The organism is Azospira sp. MPR-LB4 (assembly GCF_058809525.1).
On the sequence record NZ_CM179521.1, the window covers coordinates 758,038 to 780,504 of the forward strand.

18 protein-coding genes are annotated in these 22,467 nt (G+C 67.9%); 10 read left to right on the top strand and 8 right to left on the bottom strand.

What is annotated here, in order from left to right; all coding sequences use genetic code 11:
- The first annotated feature begins 123 nt into the window (after nucleotides 1–123).
- From AC3QLZ_RS03435 to AC3QLZ_RS03455, 5 genes are read left to right on the top strand one after another with little or no spacing between them, the layout of a single operon-like run.
- A complete protein-coding gene (locus tag AC3QLZ_RS03435; protein WP_205231229.1) occupies nucleotides 124–663 on the top strand; it encodes a septation protein A in 540 nt (179 codons plus the stop codon).
- On the top strand, nucleotides 663–965 hold the full coding sequence (locus AC3QLZ_RS03440) for a YciI family protein (protein WP_014237903.1): 303 nt from the start codon (nucleotides 663–665) through the stop codon (nucleotides 963–965). Before AC3QLZ_RS03435 ends, AC3QLZ_RS03440 begins: the two co-directional genes overlap by 1 nt.
- Nucleotides 962–1,234: a BolA family protein gene (locus AC3QLZ_RS03445; RefSeq protein ID WP_014237904.1), complete on the top strand. Its 273-nt coding sequence runs from the start codon at nucleotides 962–964 to the stop codon at nucleotides 1,232–1,234. Before AC3QLZ_RS03440 ends, AC3QLZ_RS03445 begins: the two co-directional genes overlap by 4 nt.
- 42 nt (nucleotides 1,235–1,276) lie before the next feature.
- Nucleotides 1,277–2,077, top strand: coding sequence for a peptidylprolyl isomerase (locus AC3QLZ_RS03450; protein WP_152089051.1), 801 nt, complete (start codon nucleotides 1,277–1,279; stop codon nucleotides 2,075–2,077).
- 53 nt (nucleotides 2,078–2,130) lie between these two features.
- Nucleotides 2,131–4,059, top strand: a complete 1,929-nt coding sequence (locus AC3QLZ_RS03455) for a GGDEF domain-containing protein (protein WP_205231231.1) — start codon at nucleotides 2,131–2,133, stop codon at nucleotides 4,057–4,059.
- 22 nt (nucleotides 4,060–4,081) lie between these two features.
- Here the strand turns inward: AC3QLZ_RS03455 and AC3QLZ_RS03460 are convergent, their stop codons facing one another.
- From AC3QLZ_RS03460 to AC3QLZ_RS03485, 6 genes are all read right to left on the bottom strand, one after another.
- Nucleotides 4,082–4,489 carry a bacteriohemerythrin gene (locus tag AC3QLZ_RS03460; protein ID WP_130458653.1) on the bottom strand — a complete coding sequence of 136 codons (408 nt, stop codon included), beginning with the start codon at nucleotides 4,487–4,489 and terminating at the stop codon, nucleotides 4,082–4,084.
- Between the two features lie 86 nt (nucleotides 4,490–4,575).
- Entirely contained in the window at nucleotides 4,576–8,553 is a 3,978-nt protein-coding gene (gene purL / locus AC3QLZ_RS03465) for a phosphoribosylformylglycinamidine synthase (protein ID WP_130458654.1), read from the bottom strand.
- Nucleotides 8,554–8,620: 67 nt separating this feature from the next.
- Entirely contained in the window at nucleotides 8,621–10,129 is a 1,509-nt protein-coding gene (locus tag AC3QLZ_RS03470) for a sensor domain-containing diguanylate cyclase (RefSeq protein ID WP_492783339.1), read from the bottom strand.
- Nucleotides 10,130–10,232: 103 nt separating this feature from the next.
- A complete protein-coding gene (locus AC3QLZ_RS03475; RefSeq protein ID WP_492783340.1) occupies nucleotides 10,233–12,401 on the bottom strand; it encodes an EAL domain-containing protein in 2,169 nt (722 codons plus the stop codon).
- The gene (locus AC3QLZ_RS03480) at nucleotides 12,398–13,327 is read right to left on the bottom strand and encodes an ABC transporter substrate-binding protein (RefSeq protein ID WP_492783341.1); all 930 of its coding nucleotides are present in this window, start codon (nucleotides 13,325–13,327) and stop codon (nucleotides 12,398–12,400) included. The genes AC3QLZ_RS03475 and AC3QLZ_RS03480 overlap by 4 nt, the downstream gene beginning before the upstream one ends.
- Nucleotides 13,328–13,393: 66 nt before the next feature.
- Nucleotides 13,394–15,490, bottom strand: coding sequence for a TonB-dependent receptor plug domain-containing protein (locus AC3QLZ_RS03485; RefSeq protein ID WP_492783342.1), 2,097 nt, complete (start codon nucleotides 15,488–15,490; stop codon nucleotides 13,394–13,396).
- A gap of 159 nt (nucleotides 15,491–15,649) precedes the next feature.
- Here AC3QLZ_RS03485 and AC3QLZ_RS03490 point away from each other — a divergent pair, with 159 nt between their 5' ends.
- From AC3QLZ_RS03490 to AC3QLZ_RS03500, 3 genes are read left to right on the top strand one after another with little or no spacing between them, the layout of a single operon-like run.
- A complete protein-coding gene (locus tag AC3QLZ_RS03490) occupies nucleotides 15,650–16,552 on the top strand; it encodes a histone deacetylase family protein (protein ID WP_492783343.1) in 903 nt (300 codons plus the stop codon).
- 9 nt (nucleotides 16,553–16,561) lie between these two features.
- Nucleotides 16,562–18,070 carry an NAD(P)H-hydrate dehydratase gene (locus AC3QLZ_RS03495; protein WP_492783344.1) on the top strand — a complete coding sequence of 503 codons (1,509 nt, stop codon included), beginning with the start codon at nucleotides 16,562–16,564 and terminating at the stop codon, nucleotides 18,068–18,070.
- A gap of 42 nt (nucleotides 18,071–18,112) precedes the next feature.
- The gene (locus tag AC3QLZ_RS03500; RefSeq protein ID WP_205231238.1) at nucleotides 18,113–18,991 is read left to right on the top strand and encodes a DMT family transporter; all 879 of its coding nucleotides are present in this window, start codon (nucleotides 18,113–18,115) and stop codon (nucleotides 18,989–18,991) included.
- Here AC3QLZ_RS03500 and AC3QLZ_RS03505 read toward each other — a convergent pair.
- Complete coding sequence (locus AC3QLZ_RS03505; RefSeq protein WP_492783345.1) at nucleotides 18,988–20,472, bottom strand: FMN-binding glutamate synthase family protein; 1,485 nt, start codon at nucleotides 20,470–20,472, stop codon at nucleotides 18,988–18,990. The two genes, AC3QLZ_RS03500 and AC3QLZ_RS03505, sit on opposite strands and share 4 nt — an antisense overlap.
- Nucleotides 20,473–20,534: 62 nt before the next feature.
- Here AC3QLZ_RS03505 and nadC point away from each other — a divergent pair, with 62 nt between their 5' ends.
- Both nadC and AC3QLZ_RS03515 read left to right on the top strand, forming a co-directional pair.
- A complete protein-coding gene (gene nadC / locus AC3QLZ_RS03510) occupies nucleotides 20,535–21,419 on the top strand; it encodes a carboxylating nicotinate-nucleotide diphosphorylase (protein WP_492783346.1) in 885 nt (294 codons plus the stop codon).
- A gap of 224 nt (nucleotides 21,420–21,643) precedes the next feature.
- Nucleotides 21,644–21,781 (top strand): hypothetical protein, encoded by a 138-nt coding sequence (locus AC3QLZ_RS03515; RefSeq protein ID WP_014237918.1) that lies wholly within the window; start codon nucleotides 21,644–21,646, stop codon nucleotides 21,779–21,781.
- Nucleotides 21,782–21,812: 31 nt separating this feature from the next.
- Here AC3QLZ_RS03515 and AC3QLZ_RS03520 read toward each other — a convergent pair whose 3' ends face one another.
- A complete protein-coding gene (locus tag AC3QLZ_RS03520) occupies nucleotides 21,813–22,433 on the bottom strand; it encodes a class I SAM-dependent methyltransferase (RefSeq protein ID WP_492783347.1) in 621 nt (206 codons plus the stop codon).
- Nucleotides 22,434–22,467: the final 34 nt, after the last annotated feature.

A 22,467-nucleotide genomic window follows, 5' to 3' on the forward strand; every position in this document is an offset into this window, starting at 1 on the left:
CCACGGTGTTTTTCGTGACGATTTGTAACCGCAAAGTATAGCAGAGGCGCCATGGACAGCCCGGGGGAAAGCCGCCATAATCCAGCGACCCCAGCACGGCTGCATGCCCCTTTCCGGATACCCATGAAGTTTCTCTTCGACCTGTTCCCCGTCCTCCTCTTTTTCATCGCCTTCAAGTTCGCCGGCATCTACGTCGCCACCGCCGTGGCCATCGCCGCCACCTTCGGCCAGATCGGCTGGCTCAAGCTGCGCCGCCAGCCGGTGGACACCATGCTCTGGGTCAGCCTGGCCATCATCGTCATTTTCGGCGGCGCCACCCTGGTGCTGCACGACGAGACCTTCATCAAGTGGAAGCCGACGGTGCTGTACTGGATGTTCGCCCTGATCCTGGGCGGCGCCACCCTGTTCTTCCGCCGCAACCTGATCCGCAGCCTGATGCAGGAAAAGATGGAACTGCCCGATGTCGCCTGGCAGCGCATGAATCTGTCCTGGATCGCCTTTTTCAGCCTCATGGGGGCCCTCAACCTCTATGTGGCCTTCCACTACCCCACGGAAACCTGGGTCAATTTCAAACTGTTCGGCGGCATGGGCCTGATGCTGGTGTTCGTCCTCATCCAGGGGGCCATGCTGTCCAAGTACGTGAGCGACGAGGAGAAAAACTGATGCTCTACATCATCATCGGCGAAGACCGCCCCGGCAGCCTGGAGGCCCGTCTGGCCGCCCGTCCCGCCCACCTGGAGCGGCTCACCCAGCTGCAGCAGGAAGCCCGCCTGATCCTGGCCGGCCCCTGCCCTGCCATCGACTCCCCCGATCCCGGCCCGGCCGGCTTCTCCGGCAGCCTCATCGTCGCCGAGTTCGCCTCCCTGGAAGCCGCCCGCGCCTGGGCCGATGCGGACCCCTATGTGGCCGCCGGCGTCTACGCCCAGGTCACGGTCAAGCCCTTCAAGAAGGTGCTGCCGGCGTGAGCGACACCCTGGCCGAAATGCAGCGGCGGCTGGCCGTGCTGGCCCCCCTGCGTCTGCACATCGACGACGAGTCGGCGGCCCACCGGGGCCATGCCGGCGCTGCCGGCGGCGGCGGTCATTACCGCCTGACCCTGGTCAGCGCCGCCTTTGCCGGCAAGAACACGGTGGCCCGCCACCGCCTGGTCTACGACGCCCTGGGCGACATGATGCGGGGGCCCATCCATGCCCTCGCCATAAATGCCCTGACGCCGGACCAAGACTCCGTATAATCGCGTTTTACCCCACCCATCACACAGCACAAGGACAAGTTCATGCAGACTATTTCCAAGTCCGCTTCCAAGCTGGCCGCCGCCCTGGTTTGCGGCGCCCTTCTCTCGGCCAATGCCATGGCCCAAAAGGCTCCCGCCGCCGTGGTGGTGAACGGCACCGCCGTGCCCCAGAGCCTGGCTGACGCCTTCATCGCCGAACAGAAGGCCCAGGGCGCCCCCGAAGGTCCGGAACTGCGCGCCGCCGTGCGCGAGGAACTGGTCCGCCGCGAAATCCTCAGCCAGGAAGCCAAGAAGAAGGGCCTGGACAAGAAGGCCGACGTCGCCGCCCAGATGGGTCTGGCCTCCCAGGCCGTGCTGATCCGCGCCTTCATCCAGGACTACCTGGCCAAGCACCCGGTCACCGATGCCCAGCTGAAGAAGGACTACGAAGAGATCAAGTCCAAGCTCGGCGGCAAGGAATACAAGGCCCGCCACATCCTGGTGGACAACGAAACCGAAGCCAAGGTGATCCTGGACAAGCTGAAGAAGGGCGAGAAGTTCGAGGAATTGGCCAAGCAATCCAAGGACCCCGGCTCCAAGGACAACGGCGGCGACCTGGGCTGGGCCAACCCCAGCAACTACGTCAAGCCTTTCGCCGACGCCCTGGTGCGCCTGGAAAAGGGCAAGCTGACCGACGCCCCGGTGAAGTCCGACTTCGGCTGGCACATCATCCAGCTGGAAGACACCCGCCCCCTGAACCCGCCTCCCTTCGACCAGGTCAAGGGCCAGCTGCAACAGCGCGCCCAGCAGCAGATCGTGGAAAACATGGTCAAGGACCTGCGCGCCAAGGCCAAGGTGGAATAAGCCTGCTGGCGGCCTCTCCCCGGAGAGGCCCGCCGATCAAGGGGGAGCGGCCCATGGCCCTCCCCCTTTTTTTCGTCCTACGTCATCGCCATGTAACCTCCCCCGCCTACAGTGGCGATCCTGCCTCCCTGGTGGAGAAGACGATGACCGCCGCCTCCCTGCTCGAACGCCTTGCCCTCAATTTCCGCGCCCACTCCCTGCCCGGCGCCGAAGAAGCCGACATCCTGCTCGAACTGATCCGGGAAGGCCGGCTCACTCCCGTCTTCCAGCCGATCCTGGATTACCGGGGCCAGTCCTACATGGGCTTCGAGGGCCTCATCCGGGGCCCCATCGACTCCCCCCTGCACACCCCGGCCGCCCTCTTCGAACTGGCCCGCCGCCTGGACCTGACCATGGAGCTGGAGCGGGCCTGCCGCATCGCCATCTTCCGCGCCTTCGCCCAGCTGAACCTGCCCGGCAACCTCTTCGTCAATGTCAGCCCCGGCTGCCTCAAGGACCCGGAATTCCGCAACGGCGAAACCCAGGGCCTGCTGCGGGAACTGGGCCTGTCCCCCAGCCGCATCATCATCGAACTGACGGAAAACCAGCAGATCGAGGACTTCGCCGACCTCCACGACGCCCTCATGCACTACCGGGGCCAGGGCTACCGCATCGCCATCGACGACCTGGGGGAGGGTTTCTCCAACCTGCGCCTGTGGTCGGAGCTGCGCCCCGAATACGTGAAGATCGACCGGCACTTCATCCAGGGCATCGCCGACGACGCCCTCAAGTTCAAGCTGGTCAGTTCCATGCACGAGATCGCCGAAACCTGCGGCGCCTACATCATCGCCGAGGGCATCGAGACCGAGGCCGACTTCACCACCGTGCGCGACCTGGGCATCGCCTGCGGCCAGGGCTTCTTCATCGCCCGCCCGGCGCCAACGCCGCGAACCCTGCCGGAAAGCGACACCCTGGCCGCCCTGAAGAACCGCCAGATCGCCATCTTCCCCAATGCCGGCGGCGCCGGCGGCAGCACCGCCCGGGCCCTCAGCCACTTCATCGAGCCCATCGCCCCGGACGCCTGCAACGACATGGTTTACCAGCGCTTCGAGGACAACCCGGAACTGCACGTGCTGCCGGTGGTGCACCAGGGCCAGCCCCTGGGCCTGATCAACCGTCACAACCTGATCGACCGCTTCGCCCGCCCCTTCCGCCGGGAGCTGTACGGCAAGAAGCCGTGCACCCTGTTCATGGACCCGGCGCCCCTGGTGGTGGACCAGAACCTGTCGGTACAGGAGGTGGGGCTGATGATCGCCCGGGCCGCCAAGCACTATCTCTACGACGGCTTCGTCATCACCGACCAGGGTTCCTACGTCGGGGTCGGCAGCGGCCAGGACCTGATGGCCATGATCACGGAAATGCAGATTTCCGCCGCCCGCTACGCCAATCCCCTGACCCAGCTGCCGGGCAACGTGCCCATCAACGAGCATGCCGAGCGCCTGCTGGAGAGCCAGACGGCCTTTGCCGCCTGCTACTACGACATCGACAACTTCAAGCCCTTCAACGACGCCTACGGCTACCGCAAGGGCGACGACGTGATCCAGATGCTGGGGCTGCTCATGGCGGAAGTGGCGGACCCGCGCCTGGACTTCATCGGCCACATCGGCGGCGACGACTTCATCATCCTGTTCCAGAGCCCGGACTGGGAGGAGCGCTGCGCCCGCGCCCTGCGCCTGTTCGACCAGCGCATGCCGGCCCTGGTGGCGCCGGAAGACCTAGCCCGGGGCGGCTTCGTCGGCGAGGACCGCAAGGGCCGCACCGTCTTCAATCCCCTGCCCTCCCTTTCCATCGGCGCCCTGCGGGTGGAGCCGGGCCTCTTCAGCTCCCACCACGAAGTGGCGGCGGCGGCCAGCATGGCCAAGAAGCAGGCAAAAAGACAGGCCGGGAGCACTCTTTTCATCGAGCGCCGCCGGCCTGGTCTGGCGGCCGCAGCCGCCATCTGATTTCCCTGTCGTTAGCGGGCGGCTAGAGGGCGCCCTTGGACTTGAGGAAAGGCACGTAGGCCCGGTCCACCTGGCAGATGTGGTGCACCAGCCATTCCTTGAGGAAATCCAGGGCCTCCATGGTCACCTCTTCCCCATCCTCGAAACGCATCAGCAGATCCATGGCCTTGCCCGTGAAACCGTCGTGTTCGGCCTTGTGGGCCGGGGTTTCCGGGTAACCGAACTGCTGGAACAACACCTCCTCGACGATGAAGTGGTTGTGGGTGTAATCCACCAGCCCCTCCAAAATCTGTCCCACCTTGTCCCGGCTGGGGGCCGGGGCGGACAGCTCGTCGTGCAGCGCGTTGGTCTGATCCACGAGCCAGTGGTGCTGCCGGTCGATCTCGGCCAGCCCCAGTTCCAGCTCCTTGGTCCATGGCATGAATGCCATCGCATACCTCCCTGAAAGTTGAGGGCCGTTCCTGTGGCGCGGCGCCGGATCTTCTGTCCGGCTGCCGCTCCCGGCCCTGGGTGTTCCTAGCCCACCCAGCGGCGGGCGTTGCGGAACATGCGCATCCAGGGGCTGTCTTCGCCCCAGGCGCTAGGATGCCATGACATTTGCACGGAGCGGAAGACCCGTTCCGGATGCGGCATCATGATGGTGAAGCGACCGTCGGCGGTGGTGAAGCCGGTGACGCCGGCAGGCGAGCCGTTGGGGTTGTAGGGATAGACCTCGGTGGGCGCACCCTTGTTGTCCACATAGCGCAGGGCCACCAGGGCCTTGGCCTGGTCCTGGGCGTTGGCGAACTCGGCCCGGCCCTCGCCGTGGGAGACGACGATGGGCATGCGGGAACCTGCCATGCCGGCGAAGAACAGGGAAGGCGACTCGGTCACTTCAGCCATGACGAAGCGGGCTTCGAACTGCTCCACGATGTTGCGCTGCAGGGCGGGCCAGTGCTCGGCACCGGGCACCAGTTCCTTGAGGGCGCTCATCATCTGGCAGCCGTTGCAGACACCCAGGGCGAAGGTATCGGGGCGCTGGAAGAAGGCGGAGAACTCGTCCCGGGCCTTGCCGTTGAACAGGATGGTCTTGGCCCAGCCCTGGCCGGCGCCGAGCACGTCGCCGTAGGAGAAGCCGCCGCAGGCCACGGCACCCTTGAAGTCCTGCAGGGAGACCCGGCCGGCCAGGATGTCGCTCATGTGCACATCGACGGAATGGAAGCCGGCCCGGTCGAAGGCGGCGGCCATCTCGTAATGGCTGTTCACGCCCTGCTCGCGCAGGATGGCCATCTTCGGCTTGGTGCCGCTGTTGATGAAGGGGGCGGCCACGTCTTCGGCGATATCGAAGGTGAGGCTGGCGGAGAGGCCCGGGTCCTGGGTGTCCAGGATGCGGTCGAATTCCTGCTGGGCGCAGTCCGGGTTGTCGCGCAGGGACTGCAGCTTGTAGGAGGTCTCGGACCAGGCCCGTTGCAGGTCCACCCGGCTCTCGGAGAAGAGGGGCTTGGCGTTGCGGAAGACGCGCACCTGGTCCCGGTCGTTGGGGTAACCCACCAGGGCGTAGCACTGGCCCAGGCCGGCCTCGCGCAGGATGGCGGTGATCTTCTCCCGGTCGGCCCGGCGAATCTGCACCAGGGCGCCCAGTTCCTCGTTGAAGAGGGCCTTGACCAGCAGCTCCATGGAGCGGCCCTCGAGCAGGTCGGGGCGCTTCTCGGCGCCATCCACATCGTTCTGCAGGGGGTCGTAGGCCAGGATGTCGGCGTTGATGGTGATACCACAACGGGAAGCAAAGGCCATCTCGCAGGCAGCGGCGAAGAGGCCGCCGTCGGAACGGTCGTGGTAGGCCAGCAGCAGGCCGTCCTGGTTGAGCTTCTGCACCACGGCGAAGAAGGCTGCCAGCAGCTTGGGCTCATCCAGATCGGGCACCTGTTCGCCGGTGGCGTTGTACACCTGGGCCAGGGCGGAGCCGCCCAGGCGGTTCTTGCCGGCGGAGAGGTCCAGCAGCAGCAGTTCGGTTTCGCCCTGGTCCAGCTGCAGCACCGGGGTCAGGGTGCGGCGCACATCCGGGCTGTGGGCGAAGCCGGTGACAATGAGGGACAGGGGGGAGACCACCTGCTTCTTTGCACCGCCCTCTTCCCAGGCAGTGCGCATGGAGAGGGAATCCTTGCCCACGGGGATGGAAAGCCCCAGGGCCTGGCACACCTCGGAGGTGGCCTTTACGGTATCGAAGAGGCGGGCGTCCTCGCCCGGGTAGCCGGCAGCGGCCATCCAGTTGGCGGAGAGCTTGACGTCGGAGAGCTTGTTGATGGGGGCAGCGGCCAGGTTGGTCACCGCCTCGCCCACGGCCATGCGGCCGGAAGCGGGGGCGTCGAGCACGGCCAGGGGGGTGCGCTCGCCCATGGCGAAGGCTTCGCCCTGGTAGCCCTGGTAGCCCATCAGGGTCACGGCCACGTCGGCCACAGGCACCTGCCAGGGGCCGACCATCTGGTCCCGGGCGGTCATGCCGCCGACGGAACGGTCGCCGATGGTGATGAGGAAGGTCTTGTCGGCCACGGAGGGCAGCTGCAGCACCCGGTAGCCCGCATCCTTGAGATTGATGCTGTCGGCGGCGAAGGGCACGGCGGCGGGCGCCTGGTGCACGGCCTCCCGGGTCATGCGCGGCGGCTTGCCGAGCAGGGCTTCCATGTCCATGTCCACCGGGTCCTCGCCCAGCTTGGCATCGGTCACCTTGAGGCGGCCATCGGCGGTGGTGACGCCGACCACGGCGAAGGGGCAGCGCTCCCGCTCGCACAGGGCCTTGAATTCTTCCAGGCGGGAAGGCGGCAGGGCCAGGACGTAGCGTTCCTGGGATTCGTTGCTCCAGATTTCCGCCGGGCTCATGCCCGGTTCCTCGATGGGCACGGCGCGCAGGTCGAAGGTGGCGCCGCACTGGCCGGAGTGGGCCAGTTCGGGGAAGGCATTGGACAGGCCGCCGGCACCCACGTCGTGGATGGAGAGGATGGGGTTGCCGTCGCCGGGAGCGGCGATGTCGTTCTTCGGCACGCCCATCTGCCAGCAGCGGTCGATCACTTCCTGGGCGCGGCGCTGGATTTCCGGGTTGCCCCGCTGCACGGAGGCGAAGTCCAGGTCCTCGTTGTTGGCGCCGGTGGCCATGGAGGAAGCGGCGCCGCCGCCCAGGCCGATGAGCATGCCGGGGCCGCCCAGCTGCACCAGCAGGGTGCCGGCGGGGAACACTTCGGCCTTGAAGGACTGGCCGTCCTCGATGTTGCCCAGGCCGCCGGCGATCATGATGGGCTTGTGGTAGCCGCGCACTTCCGGACCCACGTTTTCTTCATAGGTGCGGAAGTAGCCGGTCAGGTTGGGGCGGCCGAATTCGTTGTTGAAGGCAGCGGCGCCGATGGGGCCTTCCAGCATGATGGAGAGGGCCGAGGCGATGCGGGAGGGCTTGCCGATGCTGGTTTCCCAGGGCCGTTCGGCACCGGGCACGAACAGGTTGGAGACGGAGAAACCGCAGAGGCCGGCCTTGGGCTTAGAGCCGCGGCCGGTGGCGCCCTCGTCGCGGATCTCGCCGCCAGAGCCGGTGGAGGCGCCGGGGAAGGGAGAAATGGCGGTGGGGTGGTTGTGGGTTTCCACCTTGGTCAGGATGTGGGTCAGCTCTTCCCTGTAGGCGTAGGAGCCGTCGGCCTGGGGGTAGAAACGGGGCACCGTGGCACCCTCGATGATGGAGGCGTTGTCCGCATAGGCCATCACCGTGCCCTGGGGATTGGCCTTGTGGGTGGCCTTGATCATGCCGAACAGGGTCTCGTCGCGGGCTTCCCCATCCACCACCCAGGCAGCGTTGAAGATCTTGTGGCGGCAGTGTTCGGAGTTGGCCTGGGCGAACATCATCAGTTCCACGTCGGTGGGGTTGCGCCCCGCCTTCTGGTAGATGTCCAGCAGGTAGTCGATTTCGTCCTCCGACAGGGCCAGGCCCAGGTCGGTGTTGGCCGCCACCAGGGCGGGCCGGCCGCCGGCCAGCAGGTCCACGCGGGACAGGCGCTGGGCTTCGAAATGGCGGAACAGGCCGGCGGTCTCGTCGAAGTCGGCCATGACGGATTCGGTCATGCGGTCGTGCAGCTGGGCCGCCACGGCAGCCCGCTCCTCGGCGGAAAGGCTGCGGCCGCCCGGGGTGCGCACCCAGTAGGCGATGCCCCGCTCGATGCGTTCGACGGCGGCAAGGCCCGCATTGATGGCAATGTCGGTGGCCTTGGAGGACCAGGGGGAAATGGTGCCGATGCGGGGCGTCACCAGGAACAGTTCCAGGTCGTCGCCGCGTTCCTCGCCGTGACGCTCTTCGAGCAGTCTGGCCAACTGGCCGCGGGCATCGTCGGCCAGGGGCTGGTCGAGCTGCACGAAGTGCCAGTAGTCCGCTTCCACCCCGGCCACGGCGGGCACGGCGGCGCTCAATCGAGCCTGGAGACGTTGCAGACGGAAAGCGGAAAAGGCGGGAGCGCCACGCAGGAAGATGATGTCGGCCATGGGATTTCGAGAGGGAGTGGCTGAAGGGGTAAGGCGAAAGGCGGGATTATACCCGCTTGGCGCCCCCCTAGCCCGGGGTAACGACGGTGTCTGCGGGGAGCCCGGCAGGCGGCGCCGCCACCACCCGGTTGCGCCCGGCCCCCTTGGCGGCGTAGAGCGCCCGGTCGGCCTGCAGCAGCAGTTCTTCCGCCGAGGCCAGATCGCTGCTGTAAGCGGCAATGCCGATGCTGACGGTGAACTGCACCACGCCCTGGGGCGTCGGGATGCGGATCTCGGCCACCTTCTGGCGCAGGCGCTCGGCCACGGGCTGAGCCTGTTCCACCGTGGTCACCGGCAGCAGGATGCCGAATTCCTCACCCCCCAGGCGGGCGAACTGGTCGGACTGGCGCAGGCAGGACTGGGCGGCGGCGACAAAGGCGCCGAGGGCCTTGTCGCCGACGGCATGGCCATAGCCGTCGTTGATGCGCTTGAAGAAATCCAGGTCCAGCACCATCAGGCTGAAGTCGTCGTCGTGGCGCTGACTGCGGGAAAACTCCCGGGTCAGGGAGGCCATGAAATGACGCCGGTTGAGGCAGCCCGTCAGGTCGTCGGTGCTGGCCATGCGGAACAGTTCGCAGCGGGCCCGTTCCTGGTCCCGCAACAGCCAGATGAGGCGGCCGGAAGCGGCCAGGGCGAAGACGGTGAGGATCAGCCCCACCAGGGTGATGACCGTGGCGTCCAGCTCCCAGCGGGCCAGGATGTCGTCGGTGGCGGCGGCCACCACCACCACCAGGGGAAAATCGTCCATGGCGGCATAGGAGGTGAGCTTGCTGACGCCGTCGGTGGCGCTGGAGGAAGAAAACTCCACCCCCCGGGGCGCCCGGGGCAGGAAGTCGGCAAAGACGTCGGTCTGGGCCGCCGACTTGCCCAGCAACTGGGGCAGGTGGGGAGCCCGGGCCAGCAGGGTGCCGTCCCGGCGCAGCAGGGTGATGGCGCCGTTGGGGCGGATGCGCTCCTGCTCGAAGACGCCGGCGAAATAGTCCACCCGGATGGAGGCGAGCAGCACCGTCACGTCGTGGCTGCTCCGCTGCAGGGGCACGGAGATGGGGATCAGCCAGTGGCCGTTCTCCCGGCTCTGCACCGGGGTGCCGATGTAGAAGCCGCGCCGTCCGGCGTCGCCCTGGGCGAGGAAATAGTCCCGGTCGCCGACCCGGGCGTTGGGCTTGGGGCCTTCGGCGGGAATGCGGTAGAGGGCGCCGTCGCGCTTCACCAGGCGCAGCTGGATGGCATTGCCGGAAGCCCGGTAGAAGCCTTGCACCAGGGCGGAGAACTGGGGATCGGTGAGGGGATCGGCCTGGGGATGGTTGGCCAGCCACAGGTCGGAGGTGTCGAGAAAGACTTCCACCAGCTTGAACATGCGCCGCACCTGCTCTTCCGCGGCGGTGGACAGGCGCACCAGGGTGACCCGGGTGCTATCGATTTCCAGATCGCGGCTGCGCAGGCTCCAGTAGGCGACGAAGGCCCACAGGCAAAGCAGGAAGACGGCGGTGAGTCCCACCACCAGCCTGATCGAGATACGCTCCGTATCCTTCCCCATGCTCCCCGCCCCTGCCCGTCTGCGCCCTGGATACCGCATTGTATCCACGACCCCGGGCTCTTCTGCTGGAGAGAACGCAAAAAACGCGAAAAGTTCGCCGGCCTCAGGCCGCCGGCGACGGCAGGATCGAATAGACGCCGGCCTCGCCATTGACGTGACGGGCCTCGCACACCGCCAGCCAGTCCTCGAACAGCTGGGGCGGATCGAACCAGGTGCCCTGCCCCAGCTCGATGCCGATCTCCCGCACCATGGCGAAAACCGCAGCATCGTCCACCATCTCGGCCACGGCGGCCACGCCCAGCTGGCGGCTGATGTCGTGAATGGCCCGCACCAGGGTCTGGCTGACCCGGTCGTCGGTCATGCGGTGGATCAGGTCGCCGTCGATCTTCACATAGTCCGGTGGCAGGGCCCGCAGGTAGGCGAAGGAGGAGAGGCCGCTGCCGAAAGCGTCGAAGGCAAAGCCGCAGCCCAGCTGGCGCAGGCCCTGGGCGAAGGTCTGCACCTCGGCAAACTGGCGGCTGGCGGCGGCCTCGGCCACTTCGAAGCAGAGATAGGCCGGGGCAATGTCGTAGTGCTGCAGGCGCTCGCCGATGTATTCCAGGGTCTCGGGCCGGCCCACTGTCTGCACCGAGAGGTTGATGCCGCACTGCAGGCTGGGGGGGCTTTCCTGATCCAGCAGCCGGCGCAGGCCGGAGCAGGCCGCATCGATGGCCCAGCGATCCAGCCGGGGCATCAGGTTGAAACGCTCCGCCGCCGGCAGGAACACCTCCGGCAGCACCACCTCGCCCCGTTCGTTGAGCAGGCGCAGGAAGACCTCGAAGCGCAGGCAGGAGGAAATGCCGGAAACCAGGGGCACCACCGGCTGGGCGTAGAGCAGCAGGCGGTTTTCCTCCACCGCCTGGGTCAGGCGGGAGGCCCAGTCCATTTCCCCCTGGTGCCGCACCACCTCCCGATCGTCGGCCTGGTAGACGTGGATGCGGTTGCGGCCCAGATCCTTGGCGGCGAAGCAGGCCTGGTCGGCGGCGGCCAGGGCCTCCTCCAGGGTCTGGATGCGGGAATCCAGTTCCACCAGGCCGATGCTGGCGCCAATGCCGAAGGCCCGGTTGTTCCAGACGAAGCGGAAGTCTTCCACCAGCTGGCGCAGGGATTCCACCACCCGCAGGCCGTCTTCCAGGCTGCAGCGTTCCAGCAGCAGGCCGAACTCGTCGCCGCCCAGGCGGGCCAGCAGATCCTGCCCCCGCACCCGCTGCCGCAGCAGCTGGGTGATCTGGCGCAGCAGTTCGTCGCCGGCGGCGTGGCCGCAGGTGTCGTTGACGACCTTGAAGCGGTCCAGGTCGATGTAGCACAGCACGTGGTGCAGTTCTTCGCCACCGCGCCCGTCCAGGGTGGCCTGCAGATGCAGTTCGAATTCGCGCCGGTTGGCCAGGCCGGTGAGGGGATCGTGGCTGGCCTGGTGGGCCAGCTGGGCAGTGGCGGTGGCAATGCGCTCCTGCATGGATTCGTGCATGTCCTGGAGACGGCTGGCCATGTGGTTGAAGCCCCGTTCCAGGGCCCCCAGTTCGCCGGCGGAGGCCTGCTCCACCCGGGCCTCCAGCTCGCCGGCAGCCATGCGTCCGACGGCCTTCAACAGGCGCCCCACGGGACGGGAGAGGGAACGGGCCATGCGCAGGGCCACGTAGGCGCCGGCCCCCAGGCCGGCCGTCAGGATCAGCAGGGTATGCAGCAGCAGGGCCGACTTGCGCGCCTGCAGGTCTTCGCTGGACAGTTCCACATAGACCCAGCCCAGGCGGTCGCTGCTGGGGGGCTGGGGCGGCATCGGCTCGAGGCTGAGGAAATCGTCGATATCCAGCTGGCTGCGGCGCACCGGGGCGACGAAGCCCAGGGTGTCGTGACTGCTGGCCAGCAGCCCCACCAGGTCGCCGGCCTGCTCCGCCAGGCGCACCGGCAGCTGGGTGCGGCCGCTGATGGCCAGGACCCGGCCCTGGAAGTCCGTCACCACGGCGGCGCGCACGTCGGGCTGCTGCATGGCGGCCTGGACCAGGGCCTGCAGACTGGGCCGGTTGCCCGAGATGAGGCCGTACTCGCTGGCCGGCGCCAGGTACTGGACGATGGTGTGGCCACGCCGGCGCAGTTCCTCGTCCAGTTCGCCCATGCCGGTGATGGAGAAATAAGAGGCCAGGGCCGTGGCCACCAGCACGGCCGGCAACAGGGCCAGCCACAGGGCCCGCTGGCGGATGCTGCCGACCAGGCGCAGATAGAGGTGCTGCATCATTCGCCCTCCCCCGCCTTTTCCAGGGCTTCCCGCAGCACGCCCTCGTCCGGCAGGTCCAGTCCCAGGGAACGGGCCACGTTGCGATTGACGGCGACGCTGAAGTAGCTCGGGTACAGGGGCGCCCCCAGGGTCACCCGTCCCGCCGGCAGGCCGCGCAGGAACTCGGCCGTCTGACGCCCCATCTGGGCCGGGGTGGAGAACACCGCCGCCAGGGCTCCGGCAGTCACGTAGGCCTGGGAAAAGCCCACCACCGGGCGCTGGTGGCGATAGGTGGTGAGCAGCACCGGCCGGGCCGTGTTGCGGTTGAACACCAGGCCGTCGGGCAGGGCCAGCAGCACGTCGGTGCCCGGCAACAGGCGGTTGAGGGCGGGCACGATGTCCCCCTCCTCGGCCACCTGCTCCATCTGCAGTTCAAAGCCGGCCCGGGACACGGCACTGCGCAGGCGCGGCGCCAGAGCGGCGGATTCGGGCCCCAGCAGCGCCGCCACCCGCTTGCGTCCGGGCAGGGCGAAGCGCAGCAGGTTGAGCTGACGCGACAGGGGCTGGTCCAGGTAGAGGGCGGAAAAGCTGCCGGGCCGGGCGCGGCGCCCGGATTCGGCAGCGATCCGCTCGAAGGTCAGGCGGGGCACCAGGACGCTCAACACCGGCGGCGTCCCTTCCATCCGCGCCAGGGCCCTGGCGGCGCCGGCCCCTACGGCCAGGACCAGGGAGGCATCGCCCAGTTCCGCCTCGTCGATCTTTTCCCCGGCTGCCGCCACCCCGGTCAGCCGCACCACCCGCCGGCCCGGGGACTGGGCCATGCCGGCATTCAGGGCGTCAAGGAATTCGGCGTAGACACCGCCCCGCTCGCTCAGGACCACGGCGACCGTATCCGCCGCCGCGGCCGGTGCAGCACCTGCCGTCAGCCCCAGCCACAGCAATGCCAATGCGATATGACAAAGCATTCGCAGGCGAGGCAGGGCCGGGGAAGGGAACAGGCGCGACATGGGAAATCAGAATTCCAGCCGCAGATTGACGTAGGAACGACGGCCGATGAGGTTTTCGTAATAAACCTCCTGATAGGGCTTGTCGAACAGGTTCTGCACGATGAAGGCGACCTCGCCCTGGTAAGCGCCGTCGCGGAAGCGGTAGGCCAGACGGGCATCGACCCGCTCGTAGGGCGTCTGCAGATCGCCATCGCCTTGTACCGTCAGCCGCCCCACTGCGTAGTAAGCCAGACTGCCGGTCCAGCGGTGGTCGAAATCGTGGGCCAGCAACATGCTACGGCTGTGGGAGGCCGCCGATTCTGCGTAGGCACCTGAGCGCTCCGAACTGAAGCCGGAAATACGGGAGGCCGCCAGAGCCAGATGAATGCGGGTATTGCTAGCCACTTTCTGTTGCCACTGCATTTCCGCCGCCCGAACCTGGGCATTACCTTCGTTCCGGTACTCCTGCCAGCTCTTTCCGGCAGGCCGATAAGTCTCCAGCAAATCTCCAAGTCGGTCGTAGGAATACTTGAAATCCAGATGGCCGCCCGGCAACTCCCACAAGTAGCCTAGTTCCCGGGAGTCGATGGTTTCAGAACGCAGGTCATCCTGGTGATAGGCACTGCGCACGGAGGGAAAGGCGCAGGAAGTAATTAGGCCAAACGCCTTCAGCGTGGCGCAGGAGGCAGGTGTCCAGGAAGTGCTGAGGCGGATGTCCGATTTCGCCTCGAAAATGGTCGGGGTATGGGTGGCACGACTGGCGATCAGGCGCAAAGTATGGCCGGGCTGCCAGTGATAGTTGGCCGCCACCCGGGGCGACCAGTAGGTACCCGTGAAGCTGTTGCGTTCCAGCATCCCTCCCGCGTTGAGCACCCACTTGGCAGTCGGCCGCCATTCCAGATTCGCAAACAGGTTCTGCTGGCGGAACTCCACCGGCTCCGTTGAATTGAGATAGTAGGTACTGGAAAAGCGGTCCAGGCGGGCGCCACCACCCCATACCAGACGTGTCGAGGAAGTAGGGGCGAAGGCGTGCTGCAGTTCCACATCGTAGCGCTCCGCCACCAACCGCTGGGGACTGTTCAGGGGATAGGGAACCTCGAGGTAGAACGGCATACCGGCAATGGTGACCTTGGGGTCCCTGAGTAGGGCGGACAGGTCCAGGTTCTGCTCGTCCCGGCTGGCATAGGCTTTAAGGGAAAGCTGCTCGTCAGCACTGAGAGTACGCTGCCAGCGCAGAGAGCCGTAGTAGCTGTTCAACTGCCTGGTGTGGGGAGGGGAGCCCTCATAGGCCCCGGGTGATTCCCGGCGACCAGACTGGTGATCTCCGGAGGAAAGACCGGCTTGGATTTCCAGAGAATCCCGGTTTCCCAGTTGCAGATCACCGCGGAAACTGAGGTTGGCCAGACGCTTGTCATCATGGCGCCGGGCGGAAAAGGAATGACCTGGCGCCGTGGGCGCCTGCAGTTCGATGCCCTGGTCGGCACGGAGGCTGCCGGTAATCCGGTAGTCCAGGCTCCCGGACTGACCACCAAAGCGGAAGGTGGAATCGTTGCCGCGACTACTCTGGGTCAGGGAGACCATACTGCCGGAAACATCGGCAGCCTGGCGGCTGATGATGTTGATGATGCCGAGGAAGGCATTGGCGCCGTAGGTAGCCGAGTTGGGGCCACGGATCACCTCGATGCGCTCGATATCCTCCAGCGCCAGGGGCAAGGTGCTCCAGACGGCGCCGCCGAAGAGGGGGGTGTAGATGGAACGGCCGTCCACCAGCACCTGCATGCGGCGCGAAAAGGAATCGGAGAGGCCATGGTAGCTGACCATGGTGTTGGGCACCAATGCCCCCTTGCCTGCTCCCTCCCCCACATACATGCCGGGCACCAGACGGAACAGGTCGGGAATGCTCCAGGCGCCGGAATCCCGGATCATCTGGCGGTCGATCACCGTCACCGCCGCCGGCGCATCTGCTACATTCTGGCGCAGGCGGGAAGCGGTCAGCACCACCGGCACGTCGGCGAGGAAATCCTGTTCGGAAAGGTCGGCAACCGACTCCGCCCCCTGGCCGGGCAGAGCAGAAATCATCAGGAACATGGGCAGAATGCTGGCCCGGGACAGGTATTTCATCATTATTGGGGCGCGGTGACAGGTGACCAATGCCGGTTGCCAGACCCGCTTCCGGTACAGCTGATTGGCGGCAAAAACTGACAGCAGCATATTGTAAATTTTTGTAGTTGCCACCTTAACGGGAATCCCCGTATCGAACAAGCGCAGAAATCACTACTAGGCATGCAGCTCTTCTACTCCGACACCTTCGTCCTGCCCCTGCCCCCGGGCCACCGTTTCCCCATGGAAAAGTACGCCCGCCTGCGCCAGACCCTGCTCGACGAAGGCTACCCGCCGGCGGACTTCATCCTGCCCGAGGCCGCCAGCCACGAGGACCTCTGCCGGGCCCACGATCCGGCCTACGTGGAACGGGTCTGCAGCGGCCAGCTGACGCCAGAGGAAATGCGCCAGATCGGCTTTCCCTGGTCGGCCGCCATGGTGGAGCGCTCCCGCCGCTCCGCCGGCGCCACCCTGGGCGCCTGCCGGGCAGCCCTGGCGGAGGGCTGGGGCGTCAATCTGGCGGGCGGCACCCACCACGCCGCCCATGCCGCCGGCGCCGGCTTCTGCGTCTTCAACGATGCCGCCGTGGCCGCCCGGGCCCTGCTGGCGCAGGACGGGGTGGGCCAGGTGGCGGTGATCGACTGCGACGTGCACCAGGGCGACGGCACCGCCCGCATCCTGGAAGGGGATGCCAGCGTGTTCACCTTCTCCATCCATGGCGCCCGCAACTATCCCTTCGCCAAGGCCCGCAGCGACCTGGACATCGAACTGCCCGACGGCTGCGACGATGCCTCCTATCTGGCGGCCCTGGAACAAGGACTGGCGGACCTCTTCAGCCGCTGCCGGCCCCAGCTGGCGATCTACCTGGCCGGCGCCGACCCCTACGCCGGGGACCGCCTGGGGCGCCTTTCCCTGACCATGGCCGGCCTGGAGGCCCGCGACGAGCGGGTCCTGGCGGCCTGCCGGGAGCGGGGCATCCCCGTGGCCATCGCCATGGCCGGCGGCTACGCCCGGGACATCGGCGACACCGTGGCCATCCATGCCAACACGATACGTTGTGCCCGCCGGCACTTCGAGCAGCGCTAGAATCCAGTCATGACCGCCACCCTGACGCCCCCGCCCCCCGCCCTGCCCCTCTACCGCAGCCAGGGCCTGCGCGCCCTCGAAGCCGCCACCGGCAAGCAGCCCCTGATGGAACGGGCCGGCCTGGCCGCCGCCGACCTGGCCGCCAGCCTGTGCCGCCCCGGCCCGCTGCTGGTGCTGGCCGGCCCCGGCAACAACGGCGGCGACGCCTACGTGACCGCCCGCCACCTGCAGGCCCGCTTCTTCGCCGTACAGGTGGTGGCCTGGGACGACGGCCAGCGGGCCCCGGCCGACGCCCGGGCCGCCCGCCAAGCCTTCCTCGAGGCCGGCGGCGCCATCCTCGACGCCATCCCCCCCTGCCCCCGCTGGGGCCTGGTGCTGGACGGCCTCTTCGGCATCGGCCTGCAACGCCCCCTGAGCGGCGCCTACGCCGATGCCGTGGCCGCCGCCAACCATCTGGCGGAGCGGGACCATTGCCCCCTGCTGGCCCTGGACTGCCCCTCCGGACTCGATGCGGACAGCGGCCGCGCCCTGGGGCCGGCCATCCGCGCCAGCCACACCCTCACCTTCATCGCCCACAAGCCGGGCCTGCTCACCCTGGACGGGCCGGACCACTGCGGCGCCCTGCATCTGGCCGCCCTGGAGCTGGACGCCCCCGCCCTGGTGCCGGCGGACGGCTGGAGCATCGGCCGGGAACACTTCGCCGCCCACTTGCAGCCCCGCCGCCGCAACAGCCACAAGGGCAGCTACGGCAGCGCCGGCATTCTCGGCGGCGCCGCCGGCATGGTCGGTGCCGCCCTCCTCGCCGGCCGCGCCGCCCTGCTCCTGGGCTGCGGCCGGGTCTTCGTCGGCCTGGCGGACCGCCACGGCCCCGCCTTCGATCCCCAGCAGGCGGAACTGATGCTGCGTCCGGCCGCGGCCCTGGAGGCCGCCCCCCTCACCGCCCTGGCCGTGGGCCCGGGCCTGGGCCAGGCGCCGGAGGTCAGGGAATTCCTGTCCCGGGCCATTACCGGCCCACTGCCCCTGGTCCTGGATGCGGATGCCCTCAACCTGCTGGCGGCCGACCCCACCCTGGCCCAGGCCCTGGCCACCCGCCAGGCGCCGCGGCTGCTCACGCCCCACCCGGCGGAAGCGGCGCGCCTGCTGGGCACGGAAGTGGCCGCAGTGCAGGCTGACCGCATCGGCGCCGCCACGCAGCTGGCCGAGCAGTTTGGCGCCTGGGTCGCCCTCAAGGGCGCCGGCACCGTGGTCGCCGCGCCGGACGGGTGCTGGTGGATCAATACCAGCGGCAACCCGGGCCAGGCCGCCGCCGGCCAGGGCGACGTGCTGACCGGCATGGCGGTGGCGCTCCTGGCCCAGGGCTGGGAGCCGGGCGCAGCCCTGCTGGGGGCGGTGCATCTGCACGGCGCCGCCGCCGACACCTTGCCGGGAACCGGCGTCGGCCCCATCGGTCTGACTGCCTCGGAGACGGCAGTGGCGGCCAGGGCCCTGTTCAACGCCTGGTGCCGGCCGGCCGTCTGACCCTTATCGCGGAGCGCCGCTCCGCCCGTCAAAAGAAAAACGATGTCCCATCCCAGCCATCCCCTGCGGGGCGTGCTGCTCATGCTCGCCGCCGTCTTCTTCTTCGCCCTGCTGGATGCCACCTCCAAGACCCTGGCCGCCACCTATCCCATTCCCTTCCTGGCCTGGGCCCGCTACCTGGTGCATTGCCTGCTGATGCTGGTCTTTCTCGGTCCCCGCCTGGGCCGGGGCCTGGTCAGCACGCGGCGGCCAGGGCTGCAGATCCTGCGCGCCCTGCTGCTGGTGGGCGTCACCGCCTGCATGATGGCGGCCCTGCGCAACATGCCCCTGGCCGAGACCACTGCCGTGGTCTTCATCACGCCCCTGCTGGTGGCCATCCTGGCCGGTCCCTGGCTGAAGGAAAAGATCGGTCTCAACCGCTGGCTGGCGGTGGGGGTCGGCTTCATCGGCGTGCTCTTCATCGCCCGCCCCGGCGGCGATCTCAACCTGGAAGGCATCGCCTGGGCCCTGGCCTGCGCCGGCTGCTACACCGTTTATCAACTGCTGACGCGCCAGCTCTCGCCCACCGAGAACACCCTGACCATGCTTTTCTACACCGCCCTGGTGGGCACCCTCACCATGACCCTGGCGGCACCCTGGTTCGGCGCCGTCCCGGCCATCCAGGGCTGGGACTGGGCCCTGCTGTGCGCCATGGGGCTGTTCGGTGGCAGCGGCCATTTCCTGCTCATCGCCGCCTTCCGCCACGCCCCGGCTTCCACCCTGTCGCCCTTCCTCTACGTGCAGCTGCTGTGGGCCACCCTGCTCGGCTGGATCGTCTTCGGCCACCTGCCGGACGGCCTCACCACCGCCGGCATGGCCGTCATCGCCGGCAGCGGCCTGTGGCTGGCCCTGGCCCAGCGGCGGGAAAGCCGCCGCGGCTAGGCCGGACGGGGATAGGGGTAGAGCATGTTGAGGGCCACGCTCTCGCCGTTGGGCTGCACCATGCGCACGTGCTCCCGCTGGAATTCCCGGGCGTGGCGCAGGCCGCAGGAGTGGGCAATCATGTCCATCTCCTTGCCCATGTTGCGGCAGTAGGCGGCCACCCGCTCGGCCTTGTCCTCCACGTCCAGGCCCCGCTGCAGGCGCGGGTTGTGGGTGGTGATGCCGGTGGGACAGGTGTTGCTCTGGCAGCGCAAAGCCTGGATGCAACCCAGGGAGAACATGAAGCCCCGCGCCGAATTGACGAAATCGGCGCCGCAGGCCAGGGCCCAGGCGGCCTTGGCCGGGGTCACCAGCTTGCCGGCGGCGATGACCCGCACCCGGCCCTTGAGATCGGCCTCCAGCAGGGAATCCACCACCCGGGGCAGGGCCTCCATGATGGACAGGGCCATGTGGTCCGCCAGGGCCTGGGGCGCCGCCCCGGAACCGCCCTCGCCGCCGTCGATGGCGAGGAAATCGGGAGCGCAGTGCAGCCCCCGGCGCAGCACCGCCTCGTTGAGCAGGTGCATGAACTGCCAGCCGCCGATGGCGGTCTTGATACCCACCGGCTTGCCAGTGACGTCCCGCACCCGCTGCACCATGTCCAGCAGCTGCTCCATGTCGGCGATGTCCCGGTGCCGGTTGGGCGAGAGGGAATCCTGGCCTAGGGGAATGCCGCGGATGGCGGCGATCTCCGGCGTCACCTTGGCCGCCAGCAGCACCCCGCCCTTGCCCGGCTTGGCGCCCTGGGACAGCTTGATCTCGAAGGCCCGCACGTTGTCGTGGGCCGCCAGCTCCCGCAGTTTCTGCTCCGACAGGCGCCCCTGCTCGTCGCGGCAGCCGTACTTGGCGGTGCCGATCTGGAAAATGATGTCGCAGCCCCCTTCCAGGTGGTAGGGCGAAAGGCCGCCCTCCCCCGTATCCATCCAGCAGCCGGCCATCTGGGCGCCCCGGGCCAGGGCCTGGACGGCGGGCTTGGAAATGGCGCCGAAGCTCATGCCGCTGATGTTGATCAGGGAACGGCCGGTGAAAGGCTTGTCGCACCAGCCCTCGCCGATGACCAGGGGCGGCGTCGGCAGGCGTTCCTCGTCGAGCACGGGGAAAGGCGCATTGACGAAGAGGATGGCGCCGGTCTGGTGCAAGTCGTAGGTGGAGCCGAAGCCCAGGATGCCGCCCTCGTTTTTGGCCAGGCGGTAGATCCAGCCCCGGGTGGCCCGGTCGAAGGGGCGCTCCTCCCGGTCGTTGAGGAAGAAGTACTGGCGGAAGTACTCCCCCAGCTTCTCGAAGAAATAGCGCAGGTGGCCGACGATGGGGTAGTTGCGCAGCACCGTGTGGCGCTTCTGGGTGATGTCCTGCACATACCAGTACACCAGCCACGCCGCCAGGCCCAGGGCGAGCAGGACGCCCAGACTGACATGCAGGATACCCATTGCTTCGCTGCCCATGGCGCCTCCTTTGCGGATGTTAGAATTGCGTCCGGTCAATCTAACATGAACGAAAGCCTGCCGTGCCCAAGCCCGTGGATTCCCAACTCACCCTGCAACTGCCCCCCGCCGCCGAAATCGAGCGCAATGTGGATGGCGCCCTGGCCGAGGACGTGGCCGGCGGCGACCTGACGGCCCAGCTGATCCCGGCCGGCCAGCCCGGCACGGCCACGGTGATTTCCCGTGAAGAGGCCACCCTGTGCGGCACCGCCTGGTTCGAAGCCGCCTTCCGCAAGGTGGATCCGGCCTGCCGCATCACCTGGCACGCCCAGGACGGCGACCGGGTCCAGCCCAACCAGCTGCTGTGCGACATCGCCGGCCCGGCCCGGGCCCTGCTCACTGCCGAGCGCACCGGCCTCAATTTCCTGCAGCTGCTCTCCGGCGTCGCCACCCGCACCCGCCGCTTCGTCGATACGGTGGCCGGCACCAGGGCCCGCATCGTGGACACCCGCAAGACCCTGCCCGGCCTGCGCCTGGCCCAGAAATACGCGGTCACCTGCGGCGGCGGCGACAACCACCGCATCGGCCTCTACGACGCCATCCTGATCAAGGAAAACCACATCATGGCCGCCGGCGGCATCGCCCAGGCCATGGCGGCGGCCAAGGCCGTGGCCGCCGCGGCAACTGTGCCCTGCAAGTTCATCCAGGTGGAAGTGGAAAACCTGGAGGAGCTGCGCCAGGCCCTGGCCGCCGGCGCCACCATGGTCCTGCTGGACAACATGAGCCTGGCCGACATGGCGGAAGCCTCCCGCCTGGCCGCCGGCCAGGCCGTGCTGGAAGCCTCCGGCGGCGTCAGCCTGGAAACGGTGCGGGCCATCGCCGAAACCGGGGTGGACCGCATCTCCATCGGCGGCCTGACCAAGGACGTGCAGGCCCTGGATCTCTCCATGCGCTTCAAGGCGGGCTGAGGGGCCGCCGCAGCGGCTCTCCACCGCCTCTCCCCGGCTTCCCCAGCGCCTTACCCGTCCGCCTGGGGCCTGCCCTCCGGCAGGCCTGCATCTCTTTGTTCCCGGGCCGGCCGGGAGCCAAATATGTCACGGCAGCGCCGGAGCAGGTGGCTATAATCGGCCGAAGAACCCCGGTTCCGCCGCCACGGCGGGCCATCCGCCGGGGTCGTCACCGGGGGAACGACATGCTGTTCGCGCTTTTCTACGTCATCGCCATCGCCGTGCTGGTGCTGCACTTCACCGGCTTCCTCGCCCGTCACAATCTGGAATGGCTGGTCCTGGTCCTGGCTGCCGCCGTGTTCCCGGCCGTCATCTACCTCTAGCCGCGCCTCGCCATTCCTGCCGGGCTGAACCTCAGCCCGGCTTTCTCGCCACCAGGTCAATCAGGGCCGAACGGCCCCGATGGGCCAGGCCTTCATGCAGTTCCGCCTCATACTCCCGCAGTTCCTCGATCTCCAGGCCGGCGAAGGCCTGGCGCAGCAGTTCCGGCGTGTACAGGTTCTCTACCGCACTGGGGCCGCCGGTGCGGTATTCCAGCTGCTTCGGGGTGTAGCCGTGCAGCAGCAGGCGACCGCCCGGCTTCAGGGCCTGGGCCATGCCGGCAAAAATCCGTTCCTGTTCCGCCGGATTGGCGAACTGGATGAACACGGCCACCACCAGGTCGTAGGCGGCCTCGGGCCACGCCCAGGCCAGCAGGTCCGCCACCTGGAAATCCACCAGGACGCCCCGGCCGGCGGCCAGACGACGCGCCTTGCCCACCGCCACCGGCGACACTTCCACCGCCGTCACCTGCAGGCCCTGCTCCGCCAGCCAGACGCTGTTGCGTCCCTCGCCGTCGGCCACGGACAGGGCGGTGCTGCCCGCCCCCAGGAGGAATTCGTGGAGGGCGAGAAAACGGGTGGGAGCGGTACCAAAAAGGTAGTCCTCGCCGGCGGCGCTGAAGCGCTCGCTCCAGAATTTTTCGTGTTGGCTCATCTTGATCGCTCCATCAAAGAAAAAGGGCACCCGC